Source organism: Neisseria sp. GT4A_CT1, assembly GCF_000227275.1.
In the GTDB taxonomy this organism is placed as follows: domain Bacteria; phylum Pseudomonadota; class Gammaproteobacteria; order Burkholderiales; family Neisseriaceae; genus Neisseria.
This window is the reverse complement of sequence record NZ_JH164964.1, coordinates 79,400-103,478: the sequence shown is the minus strand read 5'-3', so window position 1 is coordinate 103,478 and position 24,079 is coordinate 79,400. Positions and strand designations below refer to the sequence as shown.

Below are 24,079 nucleotides of genomic sequence, written 5' to 3'. Positions count from 1 at the left end.
TTTTATTTCAGTTCGGCAAGTTTCTTCTCAATCGCCTCTTCGGTCATAAAGCTGCACATGCTGTGGTTGTTGACCAGCATAACGGGGGCGTCGCCGCATGCGCCCATGCATTCGCCTTCGACGAGGGTGAATTTGCCGTCGGGCGTGGTTTCGCCGTAGCCGATACCGAGTTTTTTCTTCAGGTATTCGCCGGTATCCATGCCGCCGCGCAGGGCGCAGGGAAGGTTGGTGCAGACGGTCAGTTTGTATTTGCCGACCGGCTCGAGGTCGTACATATTGTAGAAAGTGGCGACTTCGTATGCCTGCGCCGGCGTGATGCCGATGTAGTCGGCAACAAAGGCGATGGTTTCGGGGGAGAGCCAGCCTTTTTCGGCTTGGGCGATACGCAACGCGCCCATGATGGCGGAACGGCGTTGGTCGGCGGGATATTTCGCCAACTCAATGTCGATTTGTTTTAAGGATTCTGCGGATAACATTATCGGTCAACCTCCCCGAATACGATGTCCTGCGTACCGATAATGGCAACGACATCGGCGAGCATGTGGCCTTTTGCCATTTCGTCCATGCCTTGCAGATGGGCGAAGCCGGGTGCGCGGATTTTCAGGCGGTAGGGTTTGTTCGCGCCGTCTGAAATGATGTAAACGCCGAACTCGCCTTTCGGGTGTTCGACAGCGGTGTAAGTCTCGCCCTCGGGAACGTGCATCCCTTCGGTAAAGAGTTTGAAATGGTGAATCAGGTCTTCCATACCTGTTTTCATTTCGGTGCGCTTGGGCGGGGCGAATTTGTGGTTTGTGGTAATGACCGGGCCGGGATTGACGCGCAGCCAGTCGGCACATTGTTTGATGATGCGTACGGATTGGCGCATTTCCTCCATGCGGCAGAGGTAGCGGTCGTAACAGTCGCCGTTGACGCCGACGGGAATATCGAAATCCATTTGGTCGTACACTTCATACGGCTGTTTCTTACGTACGTCCCATTCCACGCCCGAACCGCGCAGCATCACGCCGGTAAAGCCTTTTTGCATGGCGCGCTCGGGGGAGACGACGCCGATGCCGACGGTACGTTGTTTCCAGATGCGGTTGTCGGTCAGGAGGGTTTCGAGTGTGTCGATGTTTTTCGGGAAGCGTTCGCAGAAGGCGTCGATGAAGTCGAGCATGGTGCCTTCGCGGGATTCGTTGAGCTGCTTCAATACTTTGGCGTTGCGGAATTTGCTGCTCTCGTATTTGGGCATGAAGTCGGGCAGGTCGCGGTAAACGCCGCCGGGACGGAAGTAGGCGGCATGCATACGCGCGCCGGAAACGGCTTCGTACAAGTCCATCAGCTCTTCGCGATCGCGGAAAGCGTAGAGGATGGCAGTCATCGCGCCGATGTCGAAGGCGTGCGAACCGATGCCCATCAAGTGATTGAGGATACGCGTTACTTCGGCGAACATCACGCGGATGTATTGGGCGCGGATAGGCACATCAATTCCGGCGAGTTTTTCTACCGCCAAGCAATACGCCTGCTCGTTGACCATCATGGAAACGTAGTCCAACCTGTCCATATAAGGCAGGGCTTGCAGATAGGTTTTGGTTTCCGCCAGTTTTTCGGTGCCTCGGTGCAAGAGGCCGATATGCGGATCGGCACGGACGATTTGTTCGCCATCCAATTCCAAAATCATACGCAATACGCCGTGCGCCGCAGGGTGTTGCGGGCCGAAGTTGATGGTGTAGTTTCTTAATTTATTGGCCACCGTAGTTCTCCTCACGGACGATACGCGGCGTGATTTCGCGCGGCTCGATGGTAACGGGTTGGTAAATCACGCGTTTTTGCTCTTCGTCGTAACGCATTTCCACATAGCCGGAAATCGGGAAGTCTTTGCGGAAAGGATGTCCGACGAAGCCGTAATCGGTCAGGATGCGGCGCAGGTCGGGATGGTTGTTGAACATGATGCCGTACAAATCGAAGGCTTCGCGCTCGTACCAATCCGCGCTGTTGTAAACGGGAACCACGGATTCGACCACGGGGAAATCGTCGTCTGAAACCCAGACGCGCACGCGGATGCGCTGATTGTTTTTAACAGAAAGAAGCTGGCTGACAACGGCGAAGCGTTTGCCCTGCCATGCTTCGTTTTTGTAAGTGCTGTAATCGACGCCGCATAAATCAACCAAAAGCTCGAAATGCAGTTCTTCATGGTCGCGCAGCGCGGTCATGATTGAAATATAGTGTTCGGGCAGACACTCGACGGTAATCTCGCCCAAAGCGGAAATGACTTTGCTTGCCTGATTGCCCAAAACGCGGCTGACGGTATCGTATAAGTTTTGAATGCTTGCCATATCGTCCTCCCCTTACTCGTCCCGCGCGATGGTGGAAGTGCGCTTGATTTTTTGTTGTAGCTGCATCAGGCCGTAAATCAGGGCTTCCGCAGTCGGCGGACAACCCGGCACATAAACGTCTACCGGCACGACACGGTCGGCACCGCGCACGACGGAATAAGAATAGTGATAATAGCCGCCGCCGTTGGCACACGAACCCATAGACAATACCCAACGCGGCTCGGCGAGCTGGTCGTACACGCGGCGCAGGGCGGGCGCCATTTTATTGGTCAGCGTACCCGCCACAATCATCAGGTCTGCCTGACGGGGAGACGGACGGAAAATAATGCCGAAACGGTCAAGGTCGTAACGCGCCATACCTGCGTGCATCATTTCCACGGCGCAGCAGGCCAAGCCGAAAGTAACCGGCCACAGCGAACCGGTACGCATATAGTTCAGCACCGTATCCGCGCTGGTGGTGATGAAACCTTTTTTCAAAACGCCTTCTATTCCCATTCCAGCGCACCTTTTTTCCATTCGTAAACAAAGCCTACCGTCAGAACGACGATAAACACCAGCATAGACCAGAAGCCGTATGCGCCCAAATCTTTGAACACCACCGCCCACGGCAGCATAAACGCAACCTCCAAATCAAAGAGGATGAACAGGATGGCGACGAGATAATAACGTACGTCAAACTTCATCCTGGCGTTTTCAAAGGCTTCGAAACCGCATTCGTAAGCCGCGTCTTTTTCGGCGTAGTGGTGTTTCGGACCTAAAATCGTGCCGAGCAGGATAAACAGCACGCCGGCCGCGAGGCCGACGAGGATGAATACTAGGACGGGAAAGTAACTGGCCAACATGGGTTTATGCCTAACTGGTTGACAGACAAATCTTAATATCCTGCTATTTTATCGAATTTCAAAATCCATTAAAAGGTAAATGTCGGCAAACCTGCAAAAAAATCTTAATAAATTCAATAAGTTTATGATAACGATTCTTATTTGTGTTTTATAACAACCCAACTTCATTCCTTTGCCCATATCAACGCCAATAAAATTGGACACAAAATGCATCACCCACCGCCAACCCTAAACACAACAAACCCTTCCAATAAACCAGATTCGCTTTTCAGACGACCTTTTGTCCGTCTTTATCAACAAGAATCTGCTAAAATCGTCCGTTTCCCACTTCAACCTGACAGCAGCAATACATGAATATCTTTTACGAAGAGTCCGGCCAATTCAAAGTCGCCGCCATCGTCCAAAAAAACGACGCCACCTACCAAGTCGATACCCAACACGGCAAGCGCACCAAAGTGAAGGCGAACAACGTCTTTGCCGAGTTCGACGGCGATATGGCGGCGTTTTTGGAGAACGCGCAAGCGCAGGCGGCGGACATCGACACCGATTTATTGTGGGAAGTATGCGGCGAAGAAGAATTTTCCGCCGAAGCCATCGCCGAAGAATATTACGGTCATGCGCCGACCAAAACCGAGCTGGCGGCGACCTTGATTGCGCTGTACGCCGCGCCGATGTATTTCTACAAAAAAGCCAAAGGCGTGTTCAAAGCCGCGCCCGAAGAAACTTTGAAACAAGCGCTTGCCGCCATCGAACGCAAAAAACAACAAGACGCGCAAATCGACGCTTGGGCGGAAGCCTTGAAACGCGGCGAGATGCCGTCTGAAATTGCGGCGGATTTGAAAATCATCCTGCACGCGCCCGATAAGCAGTCGCTGACCTACAAAGCCTTTACCAAAGCCGCCGACGCGCTGAAAACCTCCGCCTACGAATTGGCGAAAAAGACGGGCGGCATTACGTCCATTCCCCAATATCTGCAAGACGGGTTTGAAATCAAATACTTCCCCAAAGGCACGGATTTCCCCAGCTTCCCCCTACCCGAAATGCCCGATCTGCCCAAGGCTGACGTTACCGCCTTTTCCATCGACGACGAATCAACCACCGAAGTGGACGACGCTTTAAGCCTGACAGATTTGGGCAACGGCACGAAGCGCGTCGGCATCCATATCGCCGCGCCGTCGCTCGCCATTAAACAAGGCGACAAAATGGAAAAAAACATCATGGAACGCTTGAGCACGGTCTATTTTCCTGGCGGCAAAATCACCATGCTGCCCGAAAACTGGATTGCCGCGTTCAGTCTTGATGCGGGCGCGCATCGTCCTGCCGTCAGCATTTATTTTGATGTGGACAGCGAATTCAACGTCGGCGAGCCGACCTGCAAAATCGAAGCCGTCAACATCGCCGAAAACCTGCGCATCCAAACCATCGAGCCGCATTTCAACGCCGAAACAGGCTTGGACGAAGCCGGCGAAATGATGTTCGCCCATCATCAAGACCTAATTTGGTTCTATCAATTCGCCGTCGCCCTGCAAAAAGCACGCGGCAAATACGAACCCGACCGCGCGCCGCAATACGATTACAGCATCGAATTGGATGAAGAAAGCAAAGTCTCCGTCGTCCGCCGCGAACGCGGTTCGCCCATCGACATGCTGGTCAGCGAAATGATGATACTCGCCAACAGCACTTGGGCGCAGATGCTCCATGACAACGACCTACCCGGCCTCTTCCGCGTCCAACCCGCCGGAAAAGTGCGCATGAGCACCAAATCCGAGCCGCACATCGGCATGGGCGTACAGCATTACGGCTGGTTCACCTCGCCGCTGCGCCGCGCCGCCGACTACATCAACCAAAAACAACTTCTCAGCCTGATAGACGACTCCGCCGAGCCGCTTTTCCAGCAAAGCGATGCCGAACTCTTCGCCGCCCTGCGCGACTTCGACACCGCCTACACCGCCTACGCCGACTTCCAACGGCAGATGGAAGCCTACTGGAGCCTCGTGTACCTACAACAGCAAGGCACAAGCGAGCTGACCGCGACCATCCTCAAAGAAGACCTCGTCCGCATCGAAGACCTGCCTCTAGTAACGCGCGCCACCGGCATCCCGTTTGACGCGCTGCCTAAAACGCAAGTCCTGCTCAAAATCACCGAGCTTGACCCCGAAAAGCAGTTTATCGCGCTGAACTATGTAAAAGCTGTCGCTCCTGCGGTTGCGTAAGTTTACCGTCATGAAAAAAGGTCGTCTGAAAACCTGAAATATAGGTTTTCAGACGACCTCTTTTACGTCTTAACAGCCTCTAGCGAGTTTCCACCCGTTTGAAATCCCTCGGTCGGAAACCCAGAGTAGCCAGCGAAACGAAATACAAACCGCCGCCTATCGCAATCAGGATGCACAACTGCCCTGCTTTACGCAAAGCACCAACGTGTACCCAATCAAAAGGCAGGTAAGTCTGTGCAGCCCATAATCCCCCGCCCATCACAACAAGCGACAGCACTATTTTAATCAGGAAAATTCCCCATCCTTTGCTGGGTTGGTAAATGCCGTGTTTGCGCAACAGGTAATACAACAATCCTGCATTGATACACGCGCCCAAACTGACGGCGAGCGAAAGCCCGGCGTGCTTCAAAGGACCGATAAAGGCAAGGTTCATCAACTGCGTGCAGATGAGCGTGAAGATGGCGATTTTGACCGGCGTTTTGATGTTTTGCCATGCATAGAAACCGGGTGCCAACACTTTGACCATGATAGATCCGAGTATACCGACAGAATTGGCAATCAGCGCTTGCTGCGTCATCTGCGCGTCAAACAGTGAAAACTTACTGGACATAAACAGCGTCGCCAACAACGGGAACGACAATACCGCAACCCCGACTGTCGCCGGCAGCGCCAGCAGCATACACAGACGCAACCCCCAATCGAGCAGTCCGGAAAACTGCTCGGTATTCTGATTGACGGCGTGTTTGGACAAAGTCGGCAGCAAAATCGTACCGAGCGCCGCACCCAAAACACCGCTGGGCAGCTCCATCAGACGGTCGGCGTAATACATCCACGTAATGCTGCCCGATTGCAGATAGGACGCAAAAATCGTGTTGATCACCAAAGAAATCTGTACCACGCTCACACTCAAAATCGCAGGTGCCATCTGTTTCATCACGCGGTTGACCGCTGCATCTTTGAAATTAAGCTTAGGCAGCTTCAAAAAACCTAGTTTTGCCAACCAAGGCAGCTGGAAGCCGAGCTGCAAAATTCCGCCGACAAAGACCGCCCACGCCAACGCGGTCACAGGCGGATCAAAATAGGGGATGAAATATATTGAGAAAACGATAAAAGAAATATTCAAAAACGTCGGCGTAAATGCAGGAATACTGAATTTATGATAGGAATTAAGGATTGAGCCGACAAAGGAAGACAGAGAAATAAACAAGATATACGGGAACGTTATCTTCAGCAAATCGATGGAAAGCAAAATCTTTTTCGGCTCTTTAAAGCCGGGCGCGGAAGCCTGAATCACCCAAGGCGCGGCTAGAATGCCCAGCGCGGTAACGATAACCAAGACAAATGACAACATCCCTGCCACATGGCGAATAAACGCCTCCGTCGCTTCTTTCGAACGCGTTTCCTTATATTCCGCCAAAATCGGCACAAAAGCCTGGGCAAACGCCCCTTCCGCAAAGATACGGCGCAGCAGGTTGGGCAGTTTAAATGCCACAAAAAAAGCGTCGGTCGCCATGCTCGCACCAAACGTGCGGGCAATTACCGCATCACGCAAAAAACCAAGTATGCGCGACAGCATTGTTAAGCTACCGACCCTTGCCAAAGCCCCTAACAAGTTCATCCGTTTTATTCCTTCAAAAGTCCAGACGTCGTCTGAAAGCGCGTATTGTACGACAGAATATGCAAATCTAGGTAAATCGGTATTCCAACAGGCAAACATATAGCGGATGAACACCCCCTGCTTCGTTGCCTGTTCCTTATGTTGCCCACCATCAAAAAGGTCGTCTGAAAACCTATTTTCGAGTTTTCAGACGACCTGTTGCTTGATCAAATCACTTCAATTATTGCCCGATAGGAATCAGCAGTGAACCAGCGTGCCTTCGTCTTCGCCGGTAATGACGCGTTTGAGCGAGCCTTGTTTGGCGATGCCGAAGACGACGATGTTGAGTTTTCGTTCGCGGCAGAGGGCGAAGGCAGTCGCATCCATGACTTTGAGGTTTTTGTTCAAGGCTTCGTCAAAGGTAATGGTTTCGTAGCGTGTAGCGGACGGGTCTTTTTTCGGGTCTGCGGTATAAACGCCGTCCACATTGGTGGCTTTGAGCATGACGTCGCAGTTCATTTCGGCTCCGCGCAGGGCGGCGGCGGTGTCGGTGGTGAAGAAGGGGTTGCCCGTACCGGCGGCGAAGATGACGACTTTGCCTTCTTCGAGGTATTGGATGGCTTTGGGGCGGGCGTAGGTTTCGGCGATTTGCTGCATGGAAAGCGCGGATTGTACGCGCGCTTTGATGCCGAGGGTTTCGAAAGCATCTTTGAGGGCGAGCGCATTCATGACGGTCGCCATCATGCCCATGTAGTCGGCGGTAGCGCGGTCCATGCTGCCTGCTTGGGCGGATACGCCGCGGAAGATGTTGCCGCCGCCGACAACGATGCCGACTTGTACGCCCATTTTGACGACTTCGGCGATTTCACCGACGGTTTGGACGATGGTGTCATGGTTGATGCCGAAAGGGTCGGAACCCATCAGGGATTCGCCGGAGAGTTTCAGTAATACGCGTTTGTATTTGATTTGCTGTGTCATGGAATACCTTGCTTTCTTTAGGTGGATAGCGCTAGTTATGCAGGGCGAACTGGTCATTCGATAACGACGGTATTTTGCTCCGTAAAACGGCATATTCTGCGTTAAAAATACTCGCAAGATGTCCAATCTTGCTGCGCTTTTTGCCTTGAATCTGCCGTTTTCCGTACCAAAAACCGACTCGTTCCAAATGATCAGTTCACCCTGTGGCGCTGCTTCAATTCAGGGAAAGGACGTTTGATTTTTCAGACGACCTTTCCGGATGTTTGGCTGACAGGGTAACGCGTTTTCCGTGGGTGTATGGGTTTGGATAAATTATTATTTGTTGATTATGATGAAATATTCTATTTCCAACAGTATTCTAAACAGTGTAGCTCTCAAAAAAAAGCACCCTGATTCGTTTGGAATCTAGGTGCTTTCTTTTTCATAAGTGCCTTACACTTTAGCAGCGGCAGCAACTTCGGCTGCGTAGTCGACAACGGCTTTTTCGATGCCGTCGCCTACTTTGTAGCGGACGAAGCTGATAACTTCGGTGCCGTTTTCTTTAGCGAATTGGGCAACGGTTTGGTCAGGGTTCATCACGAATGCTTGACCGTTCAGGGTGATTTCAGCCAAGAATTTGCGGATACGGCCTTCAACCATTTTAGCGGCGATGTCGGCAGGTTTGCCGGAAGCGATGGCTTGCTCGGTGTAGATGTGGCGTTCTTTTTCGATGGTTTCGGCATCTACTTCGGCTTCGGTTACGCATTGCGGTTTGGCGGCAACGATGTGCATACCGATTTTACGCGCTACATCTTCAGAGCCTTTGAACTCAACCAATACGCCTTCGGTAGCCAATGCGCCGTGGATGTAGGCAACCAGTTGGTTGGCGGTGTCGATGACTTGGAAGCGGCGGACAGACATGTTCTCGCCCAATTTGGCGATGATGGCTTTGCGTTCTGCTTCAACCAGTTCGCTCAGTTCTTCAACGGTAGCCGGTTTTTTCTCGGCAGCGGTTTTCGCAACGAAGTTGGCGAATTCTACGAAGCCTGCGTCTTTGGCAACGAAGTCGGTTTCGCAGTTTACTTCAACCAATGCACCGACATTGCCGTTGATGGCGTAAGCCAATACGCCTTCGGCAGCGGTACGGCCGGCCAGTTTGCCGGCTTTCGCGCCGGATTTGATGCGCAGGATTTCTTCGGCTTTTTCGAAGTTGCCTTCGGCTTCAACCAAGGCTTTTTTGCATTCCATCATGCCCAGGCCGGTAGCGGCGCGCAGGTCGGCAACCATTTTTGCAGTAATTTCTGCCATTTTGAATCTCCTAGATTTTGGGGAAACACGGGGTATCCGTGTTTGGGAATGGGGTCGTCTGAAAAGGTTTTTCAGAACGGGATTTGAGAAAAGGGGCATAACGCCCCTCTTCGGTTTGCCGGATTACTCGGCAGCAGCTTCTTGGGCAGCGGCTACGGTTTCTTGCAGCGCTTGGTTTTTGCCTTCCAAAACTGCGTCGGCGATGCCGCGGCAGTACAGGCGGATGGCTTTGGCGGAGTCGTCGTTACCGGGGATGACGTATTTCACGCCGTCAGGGCTGTTGTTGGTATCGACTACGGCGATAACGGGGATGCCCAGTTTTTCAGCCTCGACCAGAGTACCTTTTTGGTAGCCGGTGTCGATAACGAAAATCGCGTCAGGCAGGCCTTTCATGTTTTTGATACCGCCCAAAGAACGTTCCAGTTTTTCAACGTCGCGTTGCATTTCCAGAATTTCTTTTTTGTTGAAACCGCCTTCGGCAGCGTTTTCCAAAGCAGCGGTTTTTTCTTCCAGGCGTTTGATGGATTGCTTAACGGTTTTGTAGTTGGTCAGCATGCCGCCCAACCAACGGTGATCGACGAAAGGCATACCGGCGCGGGTAGCTTCTTCGCGGATGATTTCACGCGCTTGGCGTTTGGTGCCAACGAACAGCACGGTGCCTTTGTTGGCAACCAGACGGCGTACGGCTTCTTGCGCTTCTTGGAACATCGGCAGGGTTTTTTCCAGGTTGACGATGTGGATTTTATTGCGCGCACCGAAAATGTATTGTGCCATTTTCGGGTTCCAGAAACGGGTTTGGTGGCCGAAGTGAACGCCGGCTTCAATCATCTGACGCATAGTAATTTGAGACATTTTATTTCCTTGAAAGGGTTAAGAGCACACATTCAATCGCATAGAACTTGATAGGCTGCGCCTATTGTCAAGCACCCTTCGGCGAAAGTGGGCATAAGTTTTAAAAAATAGTGTGTTTCCGAAATGGAAAACTGACGGATTATAGCGGATAAGGGGTCGTCTGAAAAGGGATTTTATGCACTGCCGTCCTGTTTGCCGCCTTCTTGTCCGGATGCGCGGCGGCTTTGTTCGAATGCTTCCTTTTCCTGCTGCTTTATCAGGCGGTTGCGGCGGCGGATGGTGACGGTGAAAACGGTAAACGCGACGGGTAGGACTGCCCAAAAAACCAAATAAATCAAAGCGCGCGCAATGCTGGGCTGGGCAGCGGAATACATGACGGCGACGAAGAGGTAGCCGATAAGGACGATATGCCACATGGCGGAATCCTGTTTTGATGTTAACGGAGCGTTTATAATCGCCGTATTCTACAACAACACTCAAAAGGTCGTCTGAAATGAGGAATGAGGAAAAACACGCCCTGCGCCGAGAATTACGCCGCGCCCGCGCGCAGATGGGACATCAAGGGCGGTTGGCGGCGGGGCAAACGGTTAACCGCCTGCTCAAACGTTATATCAAGAAGGGGCGGAAGATCGGCGTGTATTGGCCGATGGGCAGCGAGCTGCGGCTGGACGGCTTTGTGCGTGCGGCACAAAAACGCGGCGCCAAACTCTATCTGCCTTATATCGAACCGCATTTGCGGCGGATGTGGTTCACGCCCTATCCTGCCGATGGGGCGAAACAAGAACGCAAACGAGGCAGGGCGAAGCTGCATGTACCGCAGTTTTCGGGACGCAAAATCCGCGTACACGGTTTATCGATATTGTTTGTCCCGATTGTCGGCATGGACCGCGAAGGCTACCGCTTGGGGCAGGCTGGCGGCTATTACGACGCGACGCTCGCGGCGATGAAATACCGTTTACAGGCAAAAACCATAGGCGTAGGCTTCGCTTGTCAACTGGTTGACACGCTGCCGCGCGAACCGCACGACCTGCCGCTGGACGGGTTTGTATCGGAGTCGGGCGTGCTGGTGTTCAAACATCATTAATCAATAGCTTTCAGACGACCTCAAACATGCCGTCCGTTAAGACACTATAAAAGGTCGTCTGAAAACTCAAATCTTCAAATACAAAGGAAATCTCATGGCTGATTTTTCATCTGTTCCCGTTTTGTCCTTCGACCGCGTCCGTCTCGAGCCTTTGACGGCGGCACACGAAGCCGGTTTGCGCGAAGCAGTTTGCGACGGCGAAATTTGGAAGCTGAACGTAACCACCGCGCCCGAACCCGACCAAGTGGCGGACTATATCCGCACCGCCACGCAAACCCGCCTCGCCTTTGCCGTCATCGACGAAGACACGGGCAAAATCGTCGGCTCGACCTCACTTTACCACATCGACCCCGCCATCCCCCGCCTCTACATCGGTTTCACATGGTACGCCCTGTCGGCACGGCGCACGCGCATCAATACCGCCTGCAAAATCATGTTGCTCGACTACGTCTTTGACACTTTAAACTGCCGCTGCGCCTGCTGGCAGACCGACAACCTCAACACCGCCTCTCAACGCGCTATCGAACGCCTGGGCGCACACCAAGACGGTATCTTGCGCTGCCACAAATTGCGGAAAGACGGCAGCGTGCGCGATACGGTGGAATACAGCCTGCTGCGCGAAGAATGGCCGCAGGCAAGGGCAAAACTGCTCAAAAAAGCGGCAGCTTATGACGCGTCCTGAAAAAACGTTTTCTTCTTCATTTTTTCATCAAAACACGTCCATCTTGCTGACAATCTGAAGTCTTTAAGAAGTGAATGAAATCAGGCTCACCCCCGCCAAACACCTGATAAATAAAGGTCGTCTGAATGTTTCAGACGACCTTTTCAAACTGCGTTTATGTAAATCCAAACAGAAAATCTTTGCAATTCTCAGAAAAATCCACTAAATTCTCAATAACATATTATGAACGGTTTAACATCGGTTCAAAACGTAAAACCCGCGCGCAATCTTCCACGCCAAAAACACCGCGCCAGCAGGTTTTACCGCCGAAACAGGCGTTCGTAATACAACGGATAATCATAAAGGCAGGATATGCCTGTTTCTAGGAGTACAACCATGGCTGAAGCAACAGATGTTGTCTTGGTGGGTGGAGGCATTATGAGCGCGACTTTGGGCGTTTTGCTCAAAGAACTCGAACCGTCTTGGGAAATCACCCTTATCGAACGCTTGGAAGACGTAGCGTTGGAATCGTCAAACGCTTGGAACAACGCCGGCACAGGGCATTCCGCGTTATGCGAACTCAATTACGCCCCGCTCGGTGCAGACGGCACCATCGACCCGACCCGCGCCCTCAATATTGCCGAACAATTCCACATCAGCCGCCAGTTCTGGTCATCGCTTGTCGAAGAAGGCAAAATCACCGACAACTCCTTCATCCATACCGTCCCGCATATGTCGCTGGTCATGAACACCGACCATTGCGACTACCTGCAAAAACGTTACGACGCCTTCAAATCCCAAAAACTCTTCGAACGGATGGAATTCTCCACCGACCGCGCCAAAATCGCCGAATGGGCGCCGCTGGTCATCAACGGCCGTAAAGAAGGACAACCCGTCGCCGCCAACTACTCCGCCGAAGGCACAGACGTCGATTTCGGCAGCCTGACCCGCCAAATGGTGCAATACCTGCGCGAAAAAGGCGTCAAAACCGAGTTCAACCGCCACGTCGACGACATCAAACGCGAATCCGACGGCGCATGGGTGCTCAAAACCAGCGACACCCGCAACCCCGACGGCCAACTCACCCTCCGCACCCGCTTCCTCTTCCTCGGCGCAGGCGGCGGCGCACTGACCCTGCTGCAAAAATCCGGCATCCCCGAAGGCAAAGGCTACGGCGGTTTCCCCGTTTCCGGACTGTTCTTCCGCAACAGCAACCCCGAAACCGCCGCGCAACACAACGCCAAAGTGTACGGACAAGCCTCCGTCGGCGCGCCGCCCATGTCCGTCCCGCACCTCGACACCCGCAACGTGGACGGCAAACGCCACCTCATGTTCGGCCCTTACGCAGGCTTCCGCTCCAACTTCCTCAAACAAGGCTCGCTCATGGATTTGCCCCTGTCCATCCACTTGGACAACCTCTACCCCATGCTGCGCGCCGGCTGGGCGAATATGCCCCTGACCAAATACCTCTTGGGCGAATTGCGCAAAACCAAAGAAGAACGCTTCGCCTCCCTGCTGGAATACTACCCCGAAGCAAACCCTGACGACTGGGAACTCATCACCGCAGGTCAACGCGTTCAAATCATCAAAAAAGACTCCGAAAAAGGCGGCGTCCTCCAATTCGGCACCGAAATCGTCGCCCACGCCGACGGCTCGCTCGCCGCACTCTTGGGCGCATCCCCCGGCGCATCAACCGCCGTACCCTTGATGATCAAACTCATCCACCAATGCTTCCCAAGCCGCATTTCCTCATGGGAAGGTCGTCTGAAAGAACTTGTCCCCGGCTTCGGCATCAAGCTCAACGACAACCCGCAGCTTGCCGAAGAAATCATCAGCCACAACGCCAAAGTATTGGGTATCCATTACGCTTGAGGCAGATAAATTGCAAGGCGGGCGTTCTTGCCCGCCTTTTTTCAAACCATTAAAGCATTAAAATAAAACATCAGGTCGTCTGAACATTCAGACGACCTGAATCCATTGGAGACAAGCAAAAATGTTTACCGTACAGCGCATTTACGCATACCGGCCCGACCCCGAACAAACCGCAGTCTTTATCGACCGCCTCTATCCGCGCGGCATCCGCAAAGAGGTCTTTGCTACGGCGCTCTGGCTCAAAGACATCACCCCCAGTGCAAACCTGCGCCGCTGGTATCATGAAAATCCGGCTGAACATTTTGACGGTTTCGTCAGCCGTTACCATGAGGAGCTGCACGGCGATACCGAACAAACCGCCATTAGGCAGCTCTTGGAGTTGGAACGGCAACACGGCAGCGTTTTACTGCTGACTGCCGTCAAAGACCCGCATCATTCCCATGTTTCTGCCTTAGAGCAGTTTTTGGGGACGTCGTTTGAATATCGCGATTAACAAAAACAGCAAGACCTGCGTCATTCGGGTTTGATGCAAAAAGGTCGTCTGAAATCCAGTCTAGGTTTCAGACGACCTTTGTTTTTTTATAGTGGATTAACTTTAAACCAGTACGGCGTTGCCTCGCCTTGCCGTACTATCTGTACTGTCTGCGGCTTCGTCGCCTTGTCCTGATTTAAATTTAATCCACTATAAATTAAGAAGGATAAGGGTGTGCCACCAATTTCCCGTCGATGTATTCGCCGATATAGACTTTCGAGGCATCAAGATGGAGGCGGTCAAGTTCCTGTTGCAGCCACTCGTCGTCGCGTTTGATGATTTCTAAGATGTCATGGTCGATTTGCCCGTCGGTAATCAGGGGGTAGCGCAGGCTTTCGTCGCCGTATTGGATGACGGTAAGCTGCCCGTTTTGCTCCATGACGGCGCGTTTGACGGCAGAGATTTCGTAGATGCCGGCGGCACGGAGCTTAAACATCAGGTCGTGTGCGCTGATGCCGTTTTTCATACATTCTTCGGTTTGGATTTCACCGTTAACGATGACCCAGACGGACTTCCCGTCAATGATGGATTTGACCCAGCGGTTGTTGTTTTTGACAAACTTGAGGCTCAATACCAAAAGCGTCCACAAAATCAGCACGAGGAAAAACTGTAAAAGCCCGACGCTGTCGCTGTAAATCACGCCGCCGATGATGCCGCCGAGAACATAGTTTTGCACTTGATCCATGGCGGAGGTGGGGGCGAGGTTGCCTTTACCTAAAAGGTTGATTTGCAAAACCAAACCTAAAATTCCCATAAGGAGTTTGAGGGCAAGGAGGGAGTATGCTTCCATGAGTGTGTCCTGTTATTCTTTGTCGATAAGTTCGATGTTGTTGTTGACCAGATTGATGGGGGTCAGGGTGTAGGCGGAGAAGTCTTGATTGAAATGGACTTCGTAGTATTGGTTTTTGATGCCGACGATCATGCCGTTGTATAGGTGCGTGCTGTTGACGCTGATGTCGGGTTTTTCCACTTTTTGGTTTTCAATCAAAGCATTGAGAAACCCAACCATGCGCGAGGTGTCGGCAGCGAAGTTTTGGCGTTCGCTGTATGAGAGATATTGGATGCCGCTGATGAGGATAAGCAGCAGCAGGGCAATGATGCTCAGGTCGCGGTATTTGGTGTCCATGCGGTGGCGCAGGTATTGCGACACGGCGAGCAACAGGACGACGAGCGCGGCAAAAATGAGGACGTATTTCAAGTAGTCGTTGAAATACATATGGTTTTCAAGATAAAAGTGTGTGAAGAATTTCATGATTTCAAATGATTTGAGGAAAAGGTGGGGTCGTCTGAAAACGGTTTTTCAGACGACCTTTCCCGTTTGAAACAATTCAAAATGGCTGGGCTGCTTTATTTCTTATTGCCCAACTGCGGCAATACCGAACCTTCGCCCAGCGACAACAAACCGCTTTGCGAGTAAATACCCAGTTTGGCGCGGGTGTCAGTGATGTCGAGGTTGCGCATGGTGAGCTGGCCGATGCGGTCGAGCGGGGTGAACGCGGCGTCTTCGACTTTTTCCATGCTCAGGCGTTCGGGTTGGTAGGTCAGGTTGGGCGATTCGGTGTTCAGAATCGAGTAGTCGTTGCCGCGACGCAGTTCGAGGGTTACTTCGCCGGTAATGGCTTTGGCGACCCAGCGTTGAGCGGTTTCGCGCAACATGAGGGCTTGGCTGTCGAACCAGCGGCCTTGGTAGAGCAGGCGGCCGAGGCGCAGGCCGTTGATGCGGTATTGTTCGATGGTGTCCTCGTTGTGGATGCCGGTTACCAAGCGTTCGTAGGCGATGTGGAGCAACGCCATGCCCGGGGCTTCGTAGATGCCGCGCGATTTGGCTTCGATGATGCGGTTTTCGATTTGGTCGCTCATACCCAAGCCGTGGCGACCGCCGATGCGGTTGGCTTCGAGGAAGAGTTCGACGGGGTCGGCGTATTCTTTGCCGTTCAATGCAACGGGCACGCCTTCTTCAAAGCGCACGCTGACTTCTTCGGGTTTGACTTCGACGTTTTCGTCCCAGAAGGCAACGCCCATGATGGGTTTGACGATTTTGATGCCGCTGTTGAGGAATTCCAAATCTTTGGCTTCATGCGTTGCGCCGAGCATATTGGAATCGGTGGAATAGGCTTTCTCCACCGACATTTTGTAGTTGAAGCCGTTGGCAATCAGAAATTCGCTCATTTCGTGGCGTCCGCCGAGTTCGTCGATAAATTGTTGGTCGAGCCAAGGTTTGTAGATTTTCAGCGCTGGGTTGGTCAAGAGGCCGTAGCGGTAGAAACGCTCGATGTCGTTGCCTTTGTAGGTGCTGCCATCGCCCCAAATGTTGACGTCGTCTTCCTTCATGGCGGAAACGAGCATGGTGCCGGTAACGGCGCGGCCCAGAGGCGTGGTGTTGAAATAGGCGATGCCGCCGGTGGAAACGTGGAACGCGCCGCATTGGATGGCGGCGATGCCCTCATGTGCCAACTGCGCGCGGCAGTCGATTAAGCGGGCGTTTTCCGCACCGTATTCCATCGCTTTTTTGGGAATGGCGTTGTAGTCGTCTTCGTCGGGCTGGCCGAGGTTGGCAGTGTAGGCGTAGGGCAGCGCGCCTTTGAGTTTCATCCACAACAGCGCGGCAGAGGTATCAAGACCACCGGAGAAGGCGATGCCGACTTTTTGACCGACGGGGAGGTGTTGCAGGATAGTATTGTTTTGGCTCATGACAATTCTTCGGACTTAAAAGGGGTTATTAAAAATACCTTAACGGTTGAAACCCCGCCCTTCAGGGCGGTAGAATCAGAGACTGTTTGGGAGAAATGCAACCTCTTCCAAATCAGGGCGATACATAGGGCTGCGCTTTGTGTGTAGTCCTGTGTGTTGAAACATTATCTTATAAATAGAACACATTGTCAGCCGTCAAGGTCGTCTGAAAATGAGCCTTGCCCGTTTCGTTGAAAATCTTTTCAGACAACCTTTACGCCATCCGCAACCCGACTCCCTCCCCTGCGGGGGAGGGTTGGGGAGAGGGTACAGACAGCAGCACTTAAGCAAACGCCGCCTAAAAAACGCAAGCTCAGCCCTCTCCCTAACCCTCTCCCACGGGAGAGGGAATAAATTACAGCGCCATCAACATTTTCAGACGGCATCGGTAAAGAAAACCTATCCATGAACGCTTTCAACCTCATCATCATCGGCGACGAAATTCTGCACGGCAGCCGCCAAGACAAGCATTTCGCCTTTTTCAAATCCCTGCTGGAATCGCGCGGGCTGAAGCTCAATCAGGTGCAATACCTGCCCGACGAACCTGATTTGCTGATCAAACAACTGCGCCGCAGCTTTTCAGACGGCCTGCCGACCTTCGTTACCGGCGGCATCGGCTCCACGCCCGACGACCACACCCGCCAAGCTGCCGCCGCCGCTTTGGATTTGCCCGTCGTCCGCCATCCCGAAGCCGCCAAGTTCATCGAAGCCGTTACCCTTAAACGCGGCGAACCGCTTGACGCCCCCGAACACGCCCAACGCCTGAAAATGGCGGACTTTCCCGTAGGTGCAGAGCTTGTGCCCAACCCGTTCAACAACATCGCCGGATTTTCCATCCGCGAACATTATTTCTTCCCCGGCTTCCCCGTGATGGCGCACCCGATGGCGGAATGGGTTTTGGATACTTATTACGCCGACCGTTTCAACCAAACCGAACGCGGCAGCCGCAGCGTGTATGTGTTCGGACAGCCCGAATCGCGTGTCGCGCCGATTATGGAATACGTCGAACACACCTACCCGGGCGTGCTCTCTTACAGCCTGCCCAGCGTCGGCTGGCAGAATGCGGACGGAACGGCGGTCAAACCGCATATCGAATTCGGCATCAAGGCGGAAGGCGAAGCGTGCCGCGATTTGGACAAAGCCTGGGACGAAGTATTGCAGCGTTTGAAAGATGTGGGCGCGGAGTTGAAAGATACGCCTGCCTAAGCCGTTTTGTTCTTATTTTGACAAAAAGGTCGTCTGAAAAACCTAAAACGGCTTTTCAGACGACCTCGATATCCTGATATCAACTTGCAGACTTTCCTATATTACCGTTCCTCTTGCGCGGCTTGACACTCTTTTTTAAGGCACTTTTTATCCCCTCGGAAATAATTTTTGATAGAAGTACGCTTTTTTGACCGTTATCATTTGGATTAAAAATCTTATTTACTTTTGCAATCGACTCGATTATATTACCGTTTAATGCAATTTATTACATTAACTAACATATATATTGTATAAATATACATTATTCGTCTATCAAAAATTCCGATTCGATTGATAACAATCTTTATCACTTTAGATGCAATATATGACGGAATTTGACTTTATCAGACAATATTTGCAAAAACAGAAAAGCAGCGGTTTGATTTTGGGCATTGGCGACGACGCCGCGATTATCCGTCCAAGTCACGGATTTGATTTATGTTTTAGCGCGGACATGCTGTTAAAAGACAGACATTTTTTTCTGACACCGCTCCGGAAGATTTGGCATGGAAAATGCTAGCTGTCAATATATCCGATATGGCCGCGATGGGCGCAACCCCGAAATGGGTGTTATTGAGTGCCGGATTGCCCGAATTGGACGAAAATTGGCTGAAACGTTTTTGTGACAGCTTTTTCAGTTTGGCACAGCGCTTCGGCATCACCCTGATCGGCGGCGATACGACCAAAGGCGATTTGGTCTTCAACGTCACCATTATCGGCGAGCTTCCGCAAGGACAAGCCCTACGGCGCGATGCCGCCAAAGACGGCGACGATATTTGGGTATCGGGACAAATCGGATCAGCAGCAGCCGCTTTAAACTGCCGCCTGAACACACACACACTACCACCCGATTTGTTCGACCGCTGCCATGACAGGCTGCTCCGTCCGGAGCCTAGAGTGGGATTGGGACAGGCGCTTTTGCCCATTGCCCATGCCGCTCAAGATATTTCGGATGGTCTGGCACAAGACCTCGGTCACATTTTGACCGCGTCATCGGTCGGAGCGGAAATTTCGGCAAATGCGCTGCCGGTTTTAGAAGAATTGAAAAACGTCTTACCGCACGAAAGCTGGCTCTCCTGCTCACTGGCAGGCGGCGATGATTACGAACTGGTTTTCACCGCCCCCGAATGCCGGCGCAGCGAGATTCAGACAATAGCCGGACAATGTGGCGTAGCAGTAACGCCCATCGGGAAAATAAATAATACAGGTCGTCTGAAAATAATAGATTCCAATGGCGGCGAATTAAAACTGACTTCATTAGGATTTGATCACTTTGGCTGAATTTAAACCTACTTTCGACTGGTTGAAGCAGCGCCCGTTATGCCTGTTGGCATTCGGATTCGGCAGCGGCCTCGCGCCCGTCGCGCCCGGCACATTCGGAACGATGGCGGCGCTGCCGATAGCATTTCTCTTGGTTTTAATCGGTATCGACGGCTGGATTCTGGCTTTTTTGTGTGTCGCCCTGTTTATGTGGGGCATCCGCATTTGCAACCACACCGAAAAGGCACTCGGCATCCAAGACTACGGCGGTATCGTTTGGGACGAAATGGTAGCGATGCTTCTGATTCTGGCTTTTGCGCCGTTTAAATGGAATTGGTGGCTGGCGGCATTTATTCTGTTCCGCCTGTTTGATTCCATCAAACCTTGGCCGATCAAATGGTTTGACCGGCATGTGCATGGCGGATTCGGCATCATGCTGGACGACATCATCGCCGCCATCATGACCTTGATAGTTTTAGGCATTGCCGCCTGGATTATCTGATTTTTTCAACACACTTATTCGAAGCCATAAGACTTCAAACGCATCGAAAAAATCGGTGCAAACAAAAAACACTATTACGGGACAACAAAAATGAACGAAATCGAAATCAATGTTCAACCACGCTACGTTGCGGGTCAAAGCGATGTTTACCGCGACCGCTATGCCTTCAACTATGTGATTACCATCTGCAACCGCAGCAACGATGTCATCACGCTGCGCCAGCGTTTCTGGGAAATCACCGACGGACACGGAGCAACCGAGCCGGTAGGCCATTCCGGTCTGATTGAAGAACAGCCGGTCCTCTATCCGGGCGAGGCATATGAATACAACAGCGGCTCCCAACTCTGCACCCCATGGGGCAGCATCGAAGGCGCATACGAGTTTGAAGACAGCATCGGCGAACGCTTTATCGTCGGCGTGCCGAAGCTGGAATTCAAAGCAGGCTTCACCCTGCAATAAACACCGAGCAAAAACAATACAGATCGGGAAAACCAAAGGTCGTCTGAAAGATTAAGGGGCTTTCAGACGACCTTTTTTATAGTGGATTAACTTTAAACCAGTACGGCGTTGCCTCGCCTTGTCCTGATTTAAAGTTAATCCACTATACCGAAGCAATGCCGCGTCGAGTCTTATTGGAAACGCCCCCTCTTCACCTGCATCTGCCCTTTGCCCAACTGCGCCGCCAAGCCGTGATTGCGCAAAGCGTGAGTGAGCGCGATGGCGAGTCCGTCGGCGGCGTCCGATTGCGGCGTACCCGACAGCGAAAGCATCTGCACCACCATATGCTGCACCTGCTCTTTTGCCGCCTTGCCCTTCCCGACCACCGCCTGCTTGACCTGCAACGCCGTATATTCAAACACAGGCAAACCTTCCATCACCAGCACCGCCAATGCCGCCCCGCGCGCCTGTCCCAGCATCAGCGTAGCCGCCGGATTCACATTGACAAACACCTGCTCCACTGCCGCCTGATGCGGGCGGTATTGCTGCACAATCTCCCTGATATGCCGCGCAATCACGGCGATACGCTCCGCCAACGGCGCATTCGGCGGCGTTTTGATACAGCCTGAAGCCACATAAAAATGTTCCCTGCCGCATACGTCGATGATGCCGAAACCGGTCACCCGACTGCCGGGGTCTATCCCCAAAATGCGGACGCTTTTTTGCACAGTCATCTCAGTTTCTTATTCCCATATCGTCAATCAACCTCCCGTCTCCTCCAGCATATAGTGGATTAACTAAATCAGGACAAGGCGACGAAGCCGCAGACAGTACAGATAGTACGGAACCGATTCACTTGGTGCTTCAGCACCTTAGAGAATCGTTCTCTTTGAGCTACGGCGAGGCAACGCCGTAATGGTTTAAAGTTAATCCACTATAAAAGGTCGTCTGAAAACCGATTTTCAGGCTTTCAGATGACCTTTGCCTTCTTTTTACGCCTTATTTTTTAAACATGTTTTTAATGATGCCCATCACGCTGCGGGAAATGGCGTTGGTTACTTGGCGGTTGATTTGGCTGCCGATGGCGTCGGCGACGTTGTAGCCCAAGCCCTGTCCTGACTTTTTGCGTCCGCCGCTCAAGCCGCCGAGCAGCCCGCCGAGTATGCCGGGGTCGGCATTGGCGGCTTCTTTTTCAGCGGCTTTTTGCGCTTTTTCCTGCTCTTTTGCCGCCGCTGCCGCCTCTTTCTCCGCCGCGACCTGACTGTCGGCTTCGGCTAAGGCTTCAAACGCGGAATAATTGTCCACCATGTCTTTATAGGTCGGATACAAATCATCGTTTTGGAACAATCGGTTGCGCTCTTCGGCGGCAAGCGGGGTCAAGGAAGATTGCGGCGGCAAGACGAGCGCGCGTTCTACCGGCTCGGGCATACCTTTTTCATCGAGGAAGGAAACGAGCGCTTCACCGACGCCCAGTTCTGCAATCGCTTCGGCAACTTTGATATTCGGATTGCTGCGGAAGGTTTCGGCAGCAGCTTTGACCGCTTTTTGGTCGCGCGGCGTGAAAGCGCGCAGGGCGTGTTGCACGCGGTTGCCGAGCTGTCCGAGGATGGTGTCGGGCAAATCGAGCGGGTTTTGGGTCACAAAATACACGCCCACGCCTTTGGAACGGATCAGGCGCACGACTTGTTCGACCTGCTCCACCAGCGCATTGGCGGCGTTGTCGAACATCAAATGCGCTTCGTCAAAGAACATCACGAATTTCGGTTTGTCCAAATCGCCGACTTCGGGCAAGGTTTCAAACAACTCCGCCAACATCCACAGCAAAAACGCGCTGTACATACGCGGCGAGCGCATCAGTTTTTCCGAATTGAGGACATTGATGACACCTTTGCCGTTTTCGCTCTGCATCCAATCTTGCAGGTTGAGCGACGGCTCGCCGAAGAATTTTTCCGCGCCTTCGTTCTCCAGCGTCAAAAGCTGACGCTGAATCGCGCCGATACTGGCGGCGGAGACGTTGCCGTATTGCGTGCGGTATTCCGAAGCGTGGTCGGAAACGTGTTTCAGCATACTGCGCAAGTCTTTCAAATCCAGAATGTGCCAGCCTTTATCGTCGGCGACTTTAAACACAAGGTTCAACAGGCCTTCCTGCGTATCGTTCAAATTCATCAAACGAGCCAGCAGCAGCGGGCCCATTTCCGAAACAGTTACCCGCACCGGAATGCCGGTTTCGCCGTAAACATCCCAAAAGCGCACGGGGAAACTTTGCAGCCATTGTTCGCCCAAGCCAAACTCGGCAATGCGTTCGCCCACCTTGCCGCTGGCGGCACCCGCTTGCGCGATGCCCGACAAATCGCCTTTGACGTCAACCAAAAATACGGGAACGCCCTCGCTGCTGAAGGCTTCCGCCATACGGCGCAGGGTCACGGTTTTACCTGTACCGGTCGCACCGGCGATCAAGCCGTGGCGGTTCGCCATTTTGCCTTGGATTTCGAGTGTCTTATCGCCCGCGCGCGCGATGGGGAATGTCGTCATGAAGGTTTCCTTTGATTGGATGGTTTATATCGGTATAGAAACGGCGCGTCCGAATATCGGCGCAAACCGTCTGTCAAACTGCCTCCATTCTACCGTTTTGCAGGGGATGGCTTCAACCCGCAGCAAGCCGACGCTCCCCCAACCACCGCGGGCGAAGCCCACGCTACACAACGCTACTTCGCCCGCCCATTGCCATACATCAAAAGGTCGTCTGAAAAAAGCCGTTTCCCGAGTTTCAGACGACCCCGCCGCCGCGAAAAGCGTATACTTTCCCTATCGCAACCAAGGAGCCGAATCATGAAAATCCTGCCCATCCTGACCTCCGCGCTGCTCTTGTGTTCCTGCACCGCCGACCGTGAAACCGAAGCCCTGAAAAACAGCCTGTCCGAAGCGCAAACCGCCGTGCGCCTTTCCGCCGAAAACACCAAGCGGCTGGAAGACACCTATTCCGACATCTACTTCCACCTCGACAGCCTGACCGTCGAAAGCTTCAAAAAACGCGTCGCCAACGGAGACACCGTTTACGCCTACATCGGCCGCCCGAGCTGCGGCGACTGCAACGCCTTCGAACCCATGTTCAAACGCTACATCGCCAGCCGCAACCTGAACGGCAAAATCTACTTCGTCAACGTCCACCGCCTGCACCAAGACAAAGAAGCATGGACCGCGTTCCGCCAACAATACCAACTCGGCGGCACGCCCGTCCTAGCGAAATACAGCAAAGGCAAACAAATCAACAAACTTGATTTGGAAGAAAACGGCGGCAAAATCAGCACCGAAGACTTGGAGAAATGGCTGGACGCAAACGGCTTGCGGTAAACTGCCCGTTTGGGATTGCACCGTTTGAGGGTTAGAGATTTTGCGGAAGGATGAAGAGAGGTCGTCTGAAAATGGAATTTTGGTTTCAGACGACCTCGTTTATTCAATCAACGCAAGCTTGGGATAACTCAAGTAGCGTGGGCTTCGCCCACGAATGAATAAAAACACAGCTATCCTTCGAATTGACATACGCCAAGTTTCGTGGGCAAAGCCCACGCTACTTGTTGCTGCAACGGCAACTTGTCCCTTCCCCCGTCTGGCGGGGGAAGGTTAGGATGGGGGTGGCTTCTGAGTTTAGGCAAAAATCAAATTCGTGCAGC

The 24,079-nt window shown here is 52.7% G+C and carries 25 protein-coding genes and 1 pseudogene; 11 read left to right on the top strand and 15 right to left on the bottom strand.

The window, feature by feature from the left end:
* Nucleotides 1–2 precede the first annotated feature (2 nt).
* Genes nuoE through HMPREF1028_RS00450 form a run of 5 tightly spaced genes read right to left on the bottom strand, consistent with a single transcriptional unit; the run spans nucleotide 3 to nucleotide 3,157 of the window.
* Nucleotides 3–476, bottom strand: a complete 474-nt coding sequence (gene nuoE / locus HMPREF1028_RS00470; RefSeq protein ID WP_009310870.1) for an NADH-quinone oxidoreductase subunit NuoE — start codon at nucleotides 474–476, stop codon at nucleotides 3–5.
* On the bottom strand, nucleotides 476–1,732 hold the full coding sequence (nuoD, locus tag HMPREF1028_RS00465) for an NADH dehydrogenase (quinone) subunit D (protein WP_009310869.1): 1,257 nt from the start codon (nucleotides 1,730–1,732) through the stop codon (nucleotides 476–478). Before nuoD ends, nuoE begins: the two co-directional genes overlap by 1 nt.
* Nucleotides 1,722–2,315: an NADH-quinone oxidoreductase subunit C gene (locus tag HMPREF1028_RS00460; protein ID WP_009310868.1), complete on the bottom strand. Its 594-nt coding sequence runs from the start codon at nucleotides 2,313–2,315 to the stop codon at nucleotides 1,722–1,724. The genes nuoD and HMPREF1028_RS00460 overlap by 11 nt, the downstream gene beginning before the upstream one ends.
* A 12-nt stretch (nucleotides 2,316–2,327) precedes the next feature.
* The gene (locus tag HMPREF1028_RS00455) at nucleotides 2,328–2,810 is read right to left on the bottom strand and encodes an NADH-quinone oxidoreductase subunit B (protein ID WP_003677002.1); all 483 of its coding nucleotides are present in this window, start codon (nucleotides 2,808–2,810) and stop codon (nucleotides 2,328–2,330) included.
* Nucleotides 2,801–3,157, bottom strand: coding sequence for an NADH-quinone oxidoreductase subunit A (locus tag HMPREF1028_RS00450; protein ID WP_003741940.1), 357 nt, complete (start codon nucleotides 3,155–3,157; stop codon nucleotides 2,801–2,803). The genes HMPREF1028_RS00455 and HMPREF1028_RS00450 overlap by 10 nt, the downstream gene beginning before the upstream one ends.
* 350 nt (nucleotides 3,158–3,507) lie before the next feature.
* Between HMPREF1028_RS00450 and HMPREF1028_RS00445 the strand changes: the two genes are divergently transcribed.
* Nucleotides 3,508–5,370: an RNB domain-containing ribonuclease gene (locus HMPREF1028_RS00445; RefSeq protein WP_009310867.1), complete on the top strand. Its 1,863-nt coding sequence runs from the start codon at nucleotides 3,508–3,510 to the stop codon at nucleotides 5,368–5,370.
* A gap of 79 nt (nucleotides 5,371–5,449) precedes the next feature.
* Here HMPREF1028_RS00445 and murJ read toward each other — a convergent pair whose 3' ends face one another.
* The 5 genes from murJ to HMPREF1028_RS00420 all read right to left on the bottom strand — a co-directional run bounded on the left by murJ (nucleotide 5,450) and on the right by HMPREF1028_RS00420 (nucleotide 10,500).
* Nucleotides 5,450–6,988: a murein biosynthesis integral membrane protein MurJ gene (gene murJ, locus HMPREF1028_RS00440; protein WP_009310866.1), complete on the bottom strand. Its 1,539-nt coding sequence runs from the start codon at nucleotides 6,986–6,988 to the stop codon at nucleotides 5,450–5,452.
* A 237-nt stretch (nucleotides 6,989–7,225) separates the two neighbouring features.
* A complete protein-coding gene (pyrH, locus tag HMPREF1028_RS00435; protein WP_003712995.1) occupies nucleotides 7,226–7,945 on the bottom strand; it encodes a UMP kinase in 720 nt (239 codons plus the stop codon).
* Nucleotides 7,946–8,377: 432 nt separating this feature from the next.
* Entirely contained in the window at nucleotides 8,378–9,232 is an 855-nt protein-coding gene (gene tsf / locus HMPREF1028_RS00430) for a translation elongation factor Ts (protein WP_003765122.1), read from the bottom strand.
* A 123-nt stretch (nucleotides 9,233–9,355) separates the two neighbouring features.
* Complete coding sequence (rpsB, locus tag HMPREF1028_RS00425; protein ID WP_003759405.1) at nucleotides 9,356–10,084, bottom strand: 30S ribosomal protein S2; 729 nt, start codon at nucleotides 10,082–10,084, stop codon at nucleotides 9,356–9,358.
* A gap of 173 nt (nucleotides 10,085–10,257) precedes the next feature.
* Nucleotides 10,258–10,500, bottom strand: a complete 243-nt coding sequence (locus HMPREF1028_RS00420) for a hypothetical protein (RefSeq protein ID WP_009310865.1) — start codon at nucleotides 10,498–10,500, stop codon at nucleotides 10,258–10,260.
* A gap of 77 nt (nucleotides 10,501–10,577) precedes the next feature.
* On the opposite strand from HMPREF1028_RS00420, the gene HMPREF1028_RS00415 reads away from it, so the two are divergent.
* The 4 genes from HMPREF1028_RS00415 to HMPREF1028_RS00400 all read left to right on the top strand — a co-directional run bounded on the left by HMPREF1028_RS00415 (nucleotide 10,578) and on the right by HMPREF1028_RS00400 (nucleotide 14,194).
* The gene (locus HMPREF1028_RS00415) at nucleotides 10,578–11,168 is read left to right on the top strand and encodes a 5-formyltetrahydrofolate cyclo-ligase (protein ID WP_009310864.1); all 591 of its coding nucleotides are present in this window, start codon (nucleotides 10,578–10,580) and stop codon (nucleotides 11,166–11,168) included.
* Nucleotides 11,169–11,262: 94 nt separating this feature from the next.
* Nucleotides 11,263–11,850: a GNAT family protein gene (locus HMPREF1028_RS00410; RefSeq protein WP_009310863.1), complete on the top strand. Its 588-nt coding sequence runs from the start codon at nucleotides 11,263–11,265 to the stop codon at nucleotides 11,848–11,850.
* Nucleotides 11,851–12,225: 375 nt separating this feature from the next.
* Nucleotides 12,226–13,701 carry a malate:quinone oxidoreductase gene (locus HMPREF1028_RS00405; protein WP_009310862.1) on the top strand — a complete coding sequence of 492 codons (1,476 nt, stop codon included), beginning with the start codon at nucleotides 12,226–12,228 and terminating at the stop codon, nucleotides 13,699–13,701.
* Nucleotides 13,702–13,822: 121 nt separating this feature from the next.
* Nucleotides 13,823–14,194, top strand: a complete 372-nt coding sequence (locus tag HMPREF1028_RS00400) for a DUF488 family protein (protein WP_009310861.1) — start codon at nucleotides 13,823–13,825, stop codon at nucleotides 14,192–14,194.
* 196 nt (nucleotides 14,195–14,390) lie between these two features.
* Here HMPREF1028_RS00400 and HMPREF1028_RS00395 read toward each other — a convergent pair whose 3' ends face one another.
* The 3 genes from HMPREF1028_RS00395 to argG form a co-directional block, all read right to left on the bottom strand.
* Complete coding sequence (locus tag HMPREF1028_RS00395; protein WP_009310860.1) at nucleotides 14,391–15,023, bottom strand: DUF421 domain-containing protein; 633 nt, start codon at nucleotides 15,021–15,023, stop codon at nucleotides 14,391–14,393.
* A 12-nt stretch (nucleotides 15,024–15,035) separates the two neighbouring features.
* Nucleotides 15,036–15,485 carry a DUF3290 family protein gene (locus tag HMPREF1028_RS00390; protein ID WP_009310859.1) on the bottom strand — a complete coding sequence of 150 codons (450 nt, stop codon included), beginning with the start codon at nucleotides 15,483–15,485 and terminating at the stop codon, nucleotides 15,036–15,038.
* Nucleotides 15,486–15,580: 95 nt separating this feature from the next.
* Nucleotides 15,581–16,924 carry an argininosuccinate synthase gene (gene argG, locus HMPREF1028_RS00385; protein WP_009310858.1) on the bottom strand — a complete coding sequence of 448 codons (1,344 nt, stop codon included), beginning with the start codon at nucleotides 16,922–16,924 and terminating at the stop codon, nucleotides 15,581–15,583.
* A 444-nt stretch (nucleotides 16,925–17,368) separates the two neighbouring features.
* Between argG and HMPREF1028_RS00380 the strand changes: the two genes are divergently transcribed.
* From HMPREF1028_RS00380 to apaG, 4 genes and pseudogenes are all read left to right on the top strand, one after another.
* Entirely contained in the window at nucleotides 17,369–18,169 is an 801-nt protein-coding gene (locus HMPREF1028_RS00380; RefSeq protein ID WP_009310857.1) for a competence/damage-inducible protein A, read from the top strand.
* A gap of 364 nt (nucleotides 18,170–18,533) precedes the next feature.
* Nucleotides 18,534–19,489: pseudogene (gene thiL, locus HMPREF1028_RS00370) on the top strand (thiamine-phosphate kinase).
* Nucleotides 19,482–19,970, top strand: coding sequence for a phosphatidylglycerophosphatase A (locus HMPREF1028_RS00365; RefSeq protein WP_003759387.1), 489 nt, complete (start codon nucleotides 19,482–19,484; stop codon nucleotides 19,968–19,970). The pseudogene thiL and the gene HMPREF1028_RS00365 overlap by 8 nt, the downstream one beginning before the upstream one ends.
* 90 nt (nucleotides 19,971–20,060) lie before the next feature.
* Nucleotides 20,061–20,429, top strand: coding sequence for a Co2+/Mg2+ efflux protein ApaG (apaG, locus tag HMPREF1028_RS00360; RefSeq protein ID WP_003759386.1), 369 nt, complete (start codon nucleotides 20,061–20,063; stop codon nucleotides 20,427–20,429).
* A 170-nt stretch (nucleotides 20,430–20,599) separates the two neighbouring features.
* On the opposite strand, the gene ruvC is transcribed toward apaG, so the two are convergent.
* Nucleotides 20,600–21,142: a crossover junction endodeoxyribonuclease RuvC gene (gene ruvC, locus HMPREF1028_RS00355; protein WP_003759384.1), complete on the bottom strand. Its 543-nt coding sequence runs from the start codon at nucleotides 21,140–21,142 to the stop codon at nucleotides 20,600–20,602.
* 265 nt (nucleotides 21,143–21,407) lie between these two features.
* Nucleotides 21,408–22,940 carry a helicase HerA-like domain-containing protein gene (locus HMPREF1028_RS00350; RefSeq protein ID WP_009310855.1) on the bottom strand — a complete coding sequence of 511 codons (1,533 nt, stop codon included), beginning with the start codon at nucleotides 22,938–22,940 and terminating at the stop codon, nucleotides 21,408–21,410.
* Here HMPREF1028_RS00350 and HMPREF1028_RS14280 point away from each other — a divergent pair.
* Both HMPREF1028_RS14280 and HMPREF1028_RS00345 read left to right on the top strand, forming a co-directional pair.
* Nucleotides 22,939–23,241, top strand: coding sequence for a hypothetical protein (locus tag HMPREF1028_RS14280; RefSeq protein WP_156798024.1), 303 nt, complete (start codon nucleotides 22,939–22,941; stop codon nucleotides 23,239–23,241). The genes HMPREF1028_RS00350 and HMPREF1028_RS14280 overlap by 2 nt on opposite strands.
* Nucleotides 23,238–23,759, top strand: a complete 522-nt coding sequence (locus HMPREF1028_RS00345; protein ID WP_009310854.1) for a thioredoxin family protein — start codon at nucleotides 23,238–23,240, stop codon at nucleotides 23,757–23,759. The genes HMPREF1028_RS14280 and HMPREF1028_RS00345 overlap by 4 nt, the downstream gene beginning before the upstream one ends.
* Nucleotides 23,760–24,079 lie beyond the last annotated feature (320 nt).